Below are 11,832 nucleotides of genomic sequence, written 5' to 3'. Positions count from 1 at the left end.
TCCTTAAGCTTGTTCTACGTTGCTAGTTTGAGCTGCCGCATTTACGACTTTAGCTTCAAACTCGCCACGGAAATGTTTGAGTGCGCCCATTAACGGTTCCATCGCACCTGGAGCATGCGCACAGAAAGTTTTACCAATCCAAAGCTTACGAGTCAGTTCTTGTAAGTGATCGATATCTTCTTTCTTACCTGTGCCATCTTCCAAGGCTTTAAGCGCTTTAACCGCCCAAGGTAAGCCATCACGGCATGGTGTACACCAACCGCAAGATTCACGCGCAAAGAATTCTTCTAAGTTACGGGTTGCTGAAACCATACACTGAGTTTCATCGACTACCATGAGCAAACACGTACCTAAACGTGAACCTGCTTTCATGATGCTTTCAGCATCCATAGGAAGGTCAATGTGTTCAGCAGCAAGGAAGTCTGTAGAAGCACCACCCGGTAACCATGCTTTGAGTTTTAAACCATCACGCATACCACCAGCATGATCTTCAATCACTTCACGCGCAGTTGTACCAAATGGAAGCTCCCAAAGACCTGGGAATTTTACTTTGCCTGAAGCGCCATAAATTTTAGTACCTGGATCTTTCGACTTACCTTCAGATAAACCGATATACCATTCAGGACCACGAAGCATAATTGCGGGTAAGTTGTTGTAAGTCTCTACGTTGTTAACAATCGTAGGACGACCCCAAGCACCTGCAACTTGTGGGAATGGCGGTTTAGTACGAGGGTTCGCACGGCGACCTTCAAGCGAGTTAATCAATGCAGTTTCTTCACCACAGATATAACGACCCGCACCAGTATGCACGTGTAACTCGAAGTTCCAACCTGTACCTAAGATGTTTTCACCCAAGTAACCTTTGGCACGAATTTGGTCCAATGCTTCATTTAAGTATTGAGCCGCTTCGATGTATTCACCACGGATGAAGATATAACCCTGTGTTGCTTCTAATGTATAAGCAGCAATCAACATACCTTCAATCAACTGATGAGGAAGTTTTTCCATCAACAGACGGTCTTTAAAGGTACCTGGTTCCATTTCATCGGCATTACAGATGAGGTAACGAGGGCCTGAGTTATCATTTGGCGCCATAAGCGACCATTTAATCCCTGCAGGGAAGCCCGCACCACCACGACCTTTGACAGTCGCAGCTTTAATCACTTCAAGCACTTCTTTCGGTTGCATGCCAACAGCTTTCTTAAAGCCTGCGTAACCTTCAAGTGCTTCGTAATCATCTGCACTGCGAACGTGTTCCTGTTTGCTCAAACGCCAAGTTAATGGGTGAGTTTCTGGGTTACCGTCGCCATAAATTGGTTTTGGTTCAGTATTCATACATACTTCTCCAATAACTGTTTAATTGAAGTCACTTCAACTAGACCGTGAGTGTCTTCGTCAATCATTAACGTCGGACCTTTGTCACAGTTACCTAGGCAGCAAATTGGCAATAAAGTAAAGCGACCATCTGCAGTCGTTTGACCAAATGAAATGCCTAATTCACGCTGGAATGCTTCAGCAAGTGTTTCCGCACCCATCAAGAAGCAAGCAATCGAGTCACATAATAAAATTACGTGGCGACCAACTGGTTGACGGTAAATACGGTTATAGAAAGTAGCAACACCTTCTAGGTCTGCAAGGCTCATGCTAAGCAATTGCGCAATAGCATTCATCTGTGCATCATCTACCCAGCCATTACGGCGTTGTACACACTTCAAAGCATCAAGACATGCTGCGCGTGGGTACGGATAGTGACCAATGTGATGTTCGATATCGTGGATTTCTTCCGCAGTTAAAATCCCTTCAACGTTCACACGTGGTTTTTTGTCAGTCAAAATCATCATAATGCGATTACCCCTTAGCGATCCACGTCAGCCATTACGACGTCAATTGTCGCTAAATAAATGATTAAGTCAGACATTAAGCTGCCGTTAATCACAGAAGGCATTTGCTGTAAGTGCGTGAAGGTTGGTGTACGGATACGTGTACGGTAACTCATCGTTGACTTGTCTGAAGTCAAGTAGTAGTTCGACGCACCTTTTACCACTTCCGCCATTACAGAGCTTTCGCCTGCTGGCATTACAGGACCCCATGACACGCTCAAGAAGTGCGTAATCAATGTTTCGATGTCTTGTAAAGTTTTATCTTTTGGTGGTGGAACAGCCAGTGGATGGTCTGCTTTGTATGCACCAGAAGGCATGTTGTCTAAACATTGCTTGATGATTTTCAGCGATTCTTCAATTTCACGGAAGTGAACAAGAACACGTGCATAAGCATCGCCTTCGTACTCTAAAGGCACATCGAAGTCGTAGTTTTCGTAGCCGCTATAAGGACGGTATTTACGAACATCGAAATCAATACCTGTAGCACGTAGACCAGTACCCGTTACACCCCAAGCCAATGCAGATTTAGCATCATACTGAGCAACATTACGGGTACGACCGATAAACACTGAGTTTTTAAGTGCTGCAGTGTAGTACTCGTTCATACGCTTCGGCATCCAATCTAGGATTTCGCGAATGAGGTGCTGCCAGTTGTTTGGCAAGTCGTGCGCTGTACCACCGATACGGAACCATGCTGGGTGCATACGGTAACCCGTGATCGCTTCGATCGCGTCATAGATTTTTTGACGGTCAGCGAACATATAGAATACTGGGGTCATACCGCCGGCATCCTGAATCGCAGTACCAATGAACAATAAGTGGTTATTGATACGGAACAATTCAGACATCATGACACGGATACATTGTGCACGATCAGGAACGGTAATCCCTGCCATTTGCTCTACGCCAAGAACGTAAGGCATGTTTTGCGCACAACCACCTAAGTAGTCAACACGGTCTGTATACGGAATGAATGAGTGCCATGTTTGACGCTCAGCCATTTTTTCCACACCACGGTGGTGATAGCCGATGTCAGGAACACAGTCTTTCACTTCTTCACCGTCCAACTGCAAGATCACACGGAAGGCACCGTGCGCAGATGGATGGTTAGGACCCAAGTTTAGGAACATGAAGTCTTCATCATCGTTCCCACGCTTCATACCCCAATCTTCAGGTACGAAACGAAGATGTTCTTGTTCGTAATCCTGTTTCGCTTGGTTTTGGCGATAAGGCGTGTATTCAGTCGCACGTGCAGAATATTCTTTACGTAACGGGTGACCTTCCCAATATGTTGGCAACAAGATACGACGGAGCATTGGATGCCCTTCGAAGTTGATACCAAACATGTCGTAAGCTTCACGTTCGTACCAGTTGGCATTTGGCCAAATGTTGGTTGCCGTTGGAATGTTCAAATCTGACTCATTCAATGCAACTTTAATACGAATATCACTGTTACGCTCAAGCGATAACAGATGATAGAACACAGTGAAGTCAGATGCAGGCAGACCATCGCGGTGTGTACGTAAACGCTCATCAACCGCAGACAAGTCAAACAGCATCACGTATGGACGTGACACCGTACGCAAGAACATTAAAACTTCTTGTACACGTGCGCGCTCAACCCAGACTGTTGGAAAGTCTTCAAAAGTCGTTTGCACGTAGAAGTTCTCACCAAATTTGGTTTTGAGCTCTTCTACAATTGCAAATGCAGGGCGGGAATCAACTGGAGTTGATTCTGGCATAGCAATGTCAGTTTCAGCCATTGGCTTGGCTTCCTATTTAATACAAATTCAGTCAATCAAAACGACAATTACACCCAGTCCGGGTGTATCAATATTTCGTCGCAGTGATTATTTAATTTCATCCATTGAGCGTAAGTTTTTCACTGCAATACGCTGTGCGTTCTTACGGTCACGTTCTGGCATCATCTTTGGCTTATACACTGGCTTAAGATCATCACCAATCACGGCCGATAAAGGACGGCGCTCAAGTTGAATCTGGTCTTGCAATAACATCAATGCCTGAATTAAAGCTTCAGGACGTGGTGGGCAACCCGGGATATACACATCGACAGGGATGATTTTATCCACACCTTGTACAACTGAATAAATGTCGTACATACCACCAGAGTTTGCACATGCGCCCATTGAGATTACCCATTTAGGCTCAAGCATTTGCTCGTACAAACGTTGAATTACAGGCGCCATTTTCATGAAGCATGTACCTGCAACAATCATCAAGTCAGCCTGACGTGGTGAAGCACGAATAACCTCGGCACCGAAACGTGACAAGTCATGCACGCCTGTTAAAGTCGTTGCATACTCTACGTAGCAGCAAGATGTACCAAAGTTAAACGGCCAAACTGAGTTTTTACGACCCCAGTTTACTGCTGTATGTGCAACATCCTCTAAACGAGTCATGAACACATTTTTATTCACTTCTTCTTCAAGCGGATCGGTAACGATTTGACGCTCTTGAAGTGGATATTGATCAGCATCCGGATTCGCACGGGTTAATGTATATTTCATCCCGTCTTACTCCTTGTCAGATGATGCAGTCGGTGACTTAGATTTCACACGACCAGATGATTGCGCTGGAATTTGACCTGTAGGGTCCATAACCAACTCTTCAATAGAGTTAAAGCGTGTGATTTCTGCGATATCCATATTTGGCGAACCAATTTTAGGTTTAATTCCCGCCGCTTTACGCTTGTCAGAAGGTGACCAATTCAAACCACCAGAAGACAATTCATAAACCAAACCAGCAAGTAAAACTAAAATAAAGACTGCTGCAGCTGCAAAACCAACCCACCCAGTTTCACGAACAGAAGATGCCCATGCATAAAGGTAAAGTGCTTCGATATCGAACACCACGAAGAAGATCGCAACTAAATAGAATTTCGCAGACAAGCGAATACGTGCACCACCAGCACCTACTACACCTGACTCAAACTGCTCTTGCTTAGCACGACCCCATGATTTACCCCCAAGGAGTAAAGGGACGGTCAGCATAAAGACGCAAAGGAATGTAACGCCGATCACGAAGGCAATAATTGCCCAATCGTATGGAGTAATGGCACTCATGCGGGGATAACTCCTGGCAGGCCTATTTATTAACAAAGAATGTATGTATTGGCCTTCAAATACACCAAACACAAAATTAATCCCGCCAATTGTACCTGATTGAGGAGGCTTCTTGCTAGCTTATCGATATTCGTCTTTAGGATGATTTTTTAATCATTTCAGCATTTAAATTGGGTTTACTCCCTTAAATTTAGGATTAATCGTTTAATTAGATTAGATCTTATTTTTTTATTAATTATTACATTTATGCGATTTTAACAGAAAATTATGACTGTTCAGTTTCATGAACAAATCCTTCAACTTTTAGCTCATGTATTAAATTTTCATGGCCATATCATTTATTAAATAAATTCCATCTTGTTTCAAATTGTTTGCCTGTTTGATTCCATCTATTAGCTTTGATCTTACCCCTAAAATGAAAAACAAGTTGAATTAGCACAAAGAAAAAAGTCTTTTTTTAGCTTCTTGTGACTTTTTTGCAATTCTTTGACACGACCCACAAAGAGTGTGATATTTGTAGTTAAAACACAAAAAGCAATCACAACGGAGAGACAATAATGACTTTAGAATTTACGCATAAACCTGATTATTTTCTATCTGCACAATTGGTGATTCACCATATTAAAAGCTACTTAGATAAGCATCCTGATGCTCAAAATGCCATTTTTGATTTACGTGATATCTATGAGTTGTTACGACAAGATTTAGCTTCTGCAACAACCAACCTTAACGGGATTATGAATATTGCAGATGAATATAAACTTGAAACTTTAAACGGTGATCAAAAACTTATTAGCAATTATTCTATCAATGCTAAAAACAACTCCTTACTCATCGATTTTAATGCAGATGCTCTTGCCGCATTAAAAAATGGCAAACCTATTATTGAACCCGATGCAACAATTACGGAATAAGTAGAAAACTGATATCAAAAAGCCATTCAAATTGAATGGCTTTTTATACTTATCATTCACTAAAATCAGCTTAGCTACATATCTAAGCTTACTTAATTTTCATTGGTACTCGGTTCTTTAACATCTAACTTCGGTTTATTTTTCTTAAAACGAGTTGCAGGCCATGTCATGGTGAAACGCGCTCCACCTAATATTGGACTTTCATCAATATCAATAGTCCCGCCAAACCAATATGCAATGCGACTAACAATCGATAAGCCTAAACCATAGCCCCCTGAGGCACGTGTGCGACTATCATCTAAACGTGCAAAAGCATCAAAGATACGTTTACGATCTTCTTCTGGAATACCGGGGCCATCATCTTCAACACAGATATAAGCCATACCTTCATCATTCACACCACCACTAATCAGCACTTTATCGTCACAATATCGCACTGCATTCCCCACCAAGTTTTGTACAACACGGTGTAAATAGCGACGCTCGGTTTCCACAACCACTCCAATTGGTGGTGCTTGCAATTCCAAGGTTTTCCCAGTCTTTAAGGCTTCAGTTTCTATCAGGACCTGATCTAAAACTTCAAACAAGCTAACATCTTCAAATTCTAAAGATGGCATGCCCTGTTCGAGTTTGGCATAAGTCATGATTTCATCAATTAAAGTATTTAGAGCCTCAATATCTTTATCAATCTGTTCGACTTGCTGCTGACGGTAGTCATAATCATCTTCATCCGCCATCATTTCAACACCAAAGCGAATACGTGCCACGGGTGTCCGCAGTTCATGCGATACCGCGCGCATTAACTCACGCTGCGCTTCAATTAAACGCTCAATATGATCCGACATCGAGTTATAGCTCGATGCCAAGGTACCAAATTCATCGGTACTTTCGACAGGCAGACGCACAGATAAGTCCCCGCCCTTCATTTTATTTAACGCATAATTTACAGCACGTAACTTACGTTGCATCGGCACCAATAGGCCATAAACACCCAAGCTCAACACAAATAAGCTCAGTAGCGTAATACCTGCTGCCAACTGGAAAGGCATCCAATTGAATAGCGGTACCGGCCCCATGACCAAGACTTCTGAAGTTGAGCTTGGAATTGGCGATACGATCGAAATGGTCGTGCCGCGCTCAGTCGCACTATCACGATACAAAATAATGCTGTGATCTAAACGTAGTCGGCCGATTTGCTCAGAATCTAAAGGCAAACTTTGAACATTTTGAATTGAAATTGGATAAGAAAAATGATGTTGGATTTTTTCAAGATATTGTTTTTCTTGACCAGGGTAATACACCAAATAATCCAGTATAAATACAGGCAATGCTTTCATTTGGCGTTCTGAAATATTATCGGCTTTTATATACAGTAGATGTGCAGGGTCATCTTTTAAGCCAATAATAATATAAGCTGCTGTGGTTTGTGCGTCCCAACGCACTACAGCTTTACGCTCTTCTATACGTTTTGTTTCCGCTCGGGTTAAATCAACCTGATTAGCTTTTACATAATAAATAGGCAACTCAAGTAGATCGGATGCATCTGACACCCAATCTGACTTTTGTTGTTCATTTGGCTGACGTGCAATACCTTCACTTATAATGAAAGCCAAACCGTCAGTAAGCGATTCACGATATTCTTGCGCGCGCTGGTAGTTTATGATTTGCACCAGCAAATAGCCAAATGTAGCGACTAAAAAGACTAAAATCAGTAGCCCTGCATAAACGCGCAAAAATATACTGTGTTTAAACACGTAAAAGTGTCCTACTTTGCCAAACTAAGGGACGGTATTTTACATTAAATGCCGTTGGTTTCTTTTACGAATAAATAACCTTTACTACGTACGGTCTTAATACGTTTCGGATTTTCTGGATCATCGCCAATTTTTGGACGAATACGCGAGATACGCACGTCAATTGAACGGTCTTGACCATCGTATTCAATACCACGCAGACGCTCAAAAATATCTTCACGAGAAAGAATGCGACCCGCATTAGATGCCAACAACCATAAAAGGTCATATTCTGCACTGGTAAAGTCAACCAACTCATTATTGAGTGTGACAGAACGACCACCATTATCAATTACAAGATCATCAAATTCGATGCGCTGTGCAACCTCATCTTCTGGTGCTTTGTCTGTACGACGTAATAATGCACGAATACGCGCAAGTAAAACGCGAGGTTGAACAGGTTTTGCAACATAATCATCTGCACCCATTTCTAGACCCAACACTTGGTCCATGTCTTCGGTACGTGCAGTCAACATTAAAATTGGTTGATGGTAGTGTGGACGAACTTCACGACAAATGGTTAAACCATCAGCACCCGGAAGCATCACGTCGAGTAATACCATATCTGGTTGTTCAGCGATAATACGGCGAATCGCACGATTACCGTCTGGTTCTACCCCAACCTCAAGTCCGTTACGGATTAAGTATTCTTGAGTTAAACGAGCAAGACGCTCATCGTCTTCAACAATTAAAATTTTAGGTAACTTTTCTTCTTGGCTCATTGATTGCCCCTTATTTGATTGGGCGTATCCTATTTGAAATCCGATAGATACGCTTAAACATAGTTTGCAATATACACACGTTTACATTGTAAACAAGATGGCATTCACCAAACTGATACATCAATATCGTATTTTGTAATAAATTTTAACCTGCTACATTTTTGCAGCCGTATTTACCAATCATTTCCACGCCCTATTGCTCACAATAGCAACAATTATAAATTTGGATACATTTTCATCGAATAAAAACTGACTGATTAATTCACAACTTTTTAGGCTTTCTGAAGTTATCCACAATGTTATCTATAAGCACTCTTTTTCGACTTTGCTATGCTATGCCCTTGTCGGATAAGGCATATATAACAAAGATAAAAAATAGGGATTTTTTGAGATGGATTTCTGCCAGAAAAGTTCAAAGCATTTAGTAAAATGTCAATATTGATATACCCTGAATTTTCCCGTATCTTGTGTTCAATAAATTTTTAAACCACTAGGTCTTGTGTTTAAACCTCAAACACTGTGGCATAAAAATTGCCCAGTTCAAACGGTCCTAACATAAAAATAGATGACAAATGGAGCTATGCTAGCATGAGCGTAACGAATTCAACCCCTGGTCAAATTCAGGTGATTAAACGCACCGGTGACGTTGCACCTTTTGATGCAGAAAAAATCTCTGTGGCGATTGGTAAAGCGTTCTTGGCCGTTGAAGGCCAGCAAAGCGCTGACTCCAGCCGTATTCATGACCGTATCTCTCAATTAACTGAGATGGTATTGAATACCTTTAACCGTCGTTTACCTTCTGGCGGTACCATTCATATTGAAGAAATTCAGGATCAGGTTGAACTTGCGCTTATGCGTACAGGTGAGCAAAAAGTTGCTCGCTCTTACGTGATTTACCGCGAACAACGTGCCGAAGCTCGTAAACAAACTGGTGCTCACCACCACCCTACTTTACAAGTGACAGGTTCAAACGGTCAGCTTAAACCGCTTGATCTTGGCGCACTTGAGGCAAATATTGTTAAAGCAGCTGAAGGTTTAGAAGGCATCGATGTTCGAGCGATTATCGATGAGACTGTAAAAAACCTTTATAACGGCGTAAAAGAGTCAGACATATCAACGACCATGATGATGGCTACTCGTACACGTATCGAACAAGAACCAAACTATACATATGTGACTGCGCGTTTATTGCGTAATGACCTTGTTGCTACAGGGTTAGAGTTCTTAGGTTTAGATAGTGACACGAATGAAGGCGATGCTTTAGAAACTTTCTTGAAGAAAGGTATCGAGCTTGATCTTCTTTCTCCAGAACTACTTAACTTTGACCTTGCAAAATTGGCTGCTGCGATTCAACCAGAACGCTCAAACCAATTTACTTATTTAGGTCTACAAACTTTATTTGACCGTTACTTCATCCACTCAGATGGTGTACGTTTCGAATTACCACAATTATTCTTCATGCGTGTTTCAATGGGTCTTTCATTGAACGAAGAAAATCGTGAAGAACGTGCAATCGAATTCTATAACTTATTGTCTAGCTTCGATTACATGGCGTCTACGCCTACTCTATTTAACTCTGGTACTTTACGTCCACAGTTATCTAGCTGTTACTTAACAACGATTTCAGATGACCTTTACAACATTTATGGCGCAATGCGTGATAACGCAATGTTGTCTAAATGGGCGGGTGGTTTAGGTAATGACTGGACACCAGTTCGTGCGCTTAACTCGTACATCAAAGGTACAAATGGTAAGTCACAAGGTGTTGTACCGTTCCTTAAAGTTGCCAACGATACTGCTGTTGCAGTCAACCAAGGTGGTAAACGTAAAGGTGCAGTATGTGCATACCTTGAAACTTGGCACTTGGACATCGAAGAATTCCTAGAACTTCGTAAGAACACAGGTGATGACCGTCGTCGTACACACGACATGAACACAGCGAACTGGGTTCCTGACTTGTTTATGCAACGTGTATTCGAAGATGCTGAATGGACTCTGTTCACACCATCTGAAACACCTGATTTGCATGACCTAACAGGTGCAGAATTTGCTGAACGCTATGCTTACTATGAAGGCATTGCGAAAGAAACCAACATGCTACATAAGAAAGTCCGTGCGAAAGACTTATGGCGCAAAATGTTGTCTATGTTGTTTGAAACTGGTCACCCTTGGATCACATTCAAAGACGTATGTAACTTACGTTCACCACAACAACACGTTGGTGTAGTTCACTCTTCTAACTTGTGTACAGAAATTACGCTGAACACTAACGAAGATGAAATCGCAGTATGTAACTTAGGTTCAATTAACCTTGTACAACACGTGCAAGGCGGTGTGTTAGATCGTGAAAAGCTTGCTCGTACAGTTAAAACTGCTGTTCGAATGCTCGATAACGTAATTGACATCAACTACTACGCTGTTCCTCAAGCGCGTAACTCGAACTTGAAACACCGTCCAGTAGGTATGGGTATCATGGGCTTCCAAGATGCTTTATACGAAATGAAATTGGCTTATGGTTCTGATGCTGCGGTTGAGTTCGCTGACGAATCGATGGAAGTGATTTCTTACTACGCAATCCAAACGTCTAGCGACTTGGCAGTTGAACGTGGTACTTACGAGACATTTAAAGGTTCACTTTGGGATCAAGGTATCTTGCCAATTGACTCTTTAGATATCGTACAAAAAGCTCGTCCTGACCGTATGTTCGAAGTTGACCGTACAACACGTTTGGACTGGGATAGTTTACGTACTAAAGTTCAAAAAGACGGTATGCGTAACTCCAACGTGATGGCGATTGCACCGACTGCAACCATTTCGAACATTTGTGGCGTATCACAGTCAATCGAACCAACTTTCCAAAACTTGTATGTGAAATCTAACCTTTCTGGTGAATTCACAGTGATCAACCCGTACCTAGTACGTGCGTTAAAAGATCGCGGTCTTTGGGATTCTGTAATGGTCAACGACCTGAAACACTTCGAAGGTTCGGTTCAAAAAATTGCACGTATTCCTGAAGAGCTTAAAGCAATCTTCGCGACTGCGTTCGAAGTTGAGCCACGTTGGATTGTTGATGCTGCATCACGTCGTCAAAAATGGATCGACCAAGCTCAGTCTCTTAACCTTTACATCTCTGGTGCAAACGGTAAGAAACTTGATATGACGTACAAAATGGCATGGTTACGTGGTCTAAAAACCACTTACTACCTACGTGCATTGGGTGCGACTTCTGCTGAGAAATCAACCATTAACACTGGCGCATTGAACGCAGTTAAGCCTGCTACTGTTGCAGCACCTGTAACAGCTGTTGCGAAAGAAGAGCCTAAAGCTGAAGTTGCTGCTGAAGAAGAAGGTTTTAGTCAAGCAGCTCCAGTGCCAATGGCATGTTCAATTGACAACCCTGATTGTGAGGCTTGTCAGTAAGTTAACCCATTTAGGAATCA

Annotated in this window: 9 protein-coding genes; 2 read left to right on the top strand and 7 right to left on the bottom strand. The window is 42.1% G+C overall.

Annotated features, from left to right (window positions below):
- Positions 1-3: 3 nt before the first annotated feature.
- The 5 genes from nuoF to ndhC form a co-directional block, all read right to left on the bottom strand.
- Positions 4-1,335, bottom strand: coding sequence for an NADH-quinone oxidoreductase subunit NuoF (nuoF, locus tag FTU34_RS00535; RefSeq protein ID WP_111884890.1), 1,332 nt, complete (start codon positions 1,333-1,335; stop codon positions 4-6).
- Positions 1,332-1,841, bottom strand: coding sequence for an NADH-quinone oxidoreductase subunit NuoE (gene nuoE, locus FTU34_RS00530; RefSeq protein WP_078191103.1), 510 nt, complete (start codon positions 1,839-1,841; stop codon positions 1,332-1,334). Before nuoE ends, nuoF begins: the two co-directional genes overlap by 4 nt.
- Positions 1,842-1,855: 14 nt before the next feature.
- Complete coding sequence (gene nuoC, locus FTU34_RS00525; RefSeq protein WP_078192294.1) at positions 1,856-3,643, bottom strand: NADH-quinone oxidoreductase subunit C/D; 1,788 nt, start codon at positions 3,641-3,643, stop codon at positions 1,856-1,858.
- Positions 3,644-3,730: 87 nt separating this feature from the next.
- Complete coding sequence (locus tag FTU34_RS00520; RefSeq protein ID WP_078191105.1) at positions 3,731-4,408, bottom strand: NADH-quinone oxidoreductase subunit B family protein; 678 nt, start codon at positions 4,406-4,408, stop codon at positions 3,731-3,733.
- Between the two features lie 6 nt (positions 4,409-4,414).
- Positions 4,415-4,963, bottom strand: coding sequence for an NADH-quinone oxidoreductase subunit A (ndhC, locus tag FTU34_RS00515; RefSeq protein ID WP_078192295.1), 549 nt, complete (start codon positions 4,961-4,963; stop codon positions 4,415-4,417).
- A 557-nt stretch (positions 4,964-5,520) separates the two neighbouring features.
- Here ndhC and FTU34_RS00510 point away from each other — a divergent pair.
- The gene (locus tag FTU34_RS00510; RefSeq protein WP_180034532.1) at positions 5,521-5,877 is read left to right on the top strand and encodes a hypothetical protein; all 357 of its coding nucleotides are present in this window, start codon (positions 5,521-5,523) and stop codon (positions 5,875-5,877) included.
- 92 nt (positions 5,878-5,969) lie between these two features.
- Here the strand turns inward: FTU34_RS00510 and bfmS are convergent, their stop codons facing one another.
- Both bfmS and bfmR read right to left on the bottom strand, forming a co-directional pair.
- Positions 5,970-7,631, bottom strand: coding sequence for a sensor histidine kinase BfmS (gene bfmS, locus FTU34_RS00505; RefSeq protein WP_180034533.1), 1,662 nt, complete (start codon positions 7,629-7,631; stop codon positions 5,970-5,972).
- A gap of 44 nt (positions 7,632-7,675) precedes the next feature.
- Positions 7,676-8,392, bottom strand: coding sequence for a response regulator transcription factor BfmR (bfmR, locus tag FTU34_RS00500; protein WP_067764711.1), 717 nt, complete (start codon positions 8,390-8,392; stop codon positions 7,676-7,678).
- Between the two features lie 588 nt (positions 8,393-8,980).
- Here bfmR and FTU34_RS00495 point away from each other — a divergent pair.
- Positions 8,981-11,812, top strand: coding sequence for a ribonucleoside-diphosphate reductase subunit alpha (locus FTU34_RS00495; protein WP_180034534.1), 2,832 nt, complete (start codon positions 8,981-8,983; stop codon positions 11,810-11,812).
- The last annotated feature ends 20 nt before the right edge of the window (positions 11,813-11,832 follow it).

The organism is Acinetobacter sp. YH12094 (genome assembly GCF_013419295.1).
In the GTDB taxonomy this organism is placed as follows: domain Bacteria; phylum Pseudomonadota; class Gammaproteobacteria; order Pseudomonadales; family Moraxellaceae; genus Acinetobacter; species Acinetobacter amyesii.
The sequence above is the reverse complement of the archived record's forward strand: the minus strand, read 5'-3'. Positions and strand labels throughout refer to the sequence as shown.

Bases quoted from the DNA above. Each gene is read 5' to 3' on its own strand.
- bfmR (WP_067764711.1), bottom strand. From the start codon at position 8,392: ATGAGCCAAGAAGAAAAGTTACCTAAAATTTTAATTGTTGAAGACGAT.
- nuoC (WP_078192294.1), bottom strand. From the start codon at position 3,643: ATGGCTGAAACTGACATTGCTATGCCAGAATCAACTCCAGTTGATTCC.
- ndhC (WP_078192295.1), bottom strand. From the start codon at position 4,963: ATGAGTGCCATTACTCCATACGATTGGGCAATTATTGCCTTCGTGATC.
- FTU34_RS00520 (WP_078191105.1), bottom strand. From the start codon at position 4,408: ATGAAATATACATTAACCCGTGCGAATCCGGATGCTGATCAATATCCA.
- FTU34_RS00510 (WP_180034532.1), top strand. From the start codon at position 5,521: ATGACTTTAGAATTTACGCATAAACCTGATTATTTTCTATCTGCACAA.
- FTU34_RS00495 (WP_180034534.1), top strand. From the start codon at position 8,981: ATGAGCGTAACGAATTCAACCCCTGGTCAAATTCAGGTGATTAAACGC.
- nuoE (WP_078191103.1), bottom strand. From the start codon at position 1,841: ATGATGATTTTGACTGACAAAAAACCACGTGTGAACGTTGAAGGGATT.
- nuoF (WP_111884890.1), bottom strand. From the start codon at position 1,335: ATGAATACTGAACCAAAACCAATTTATGGCGACGGTAACCCAGAAACT.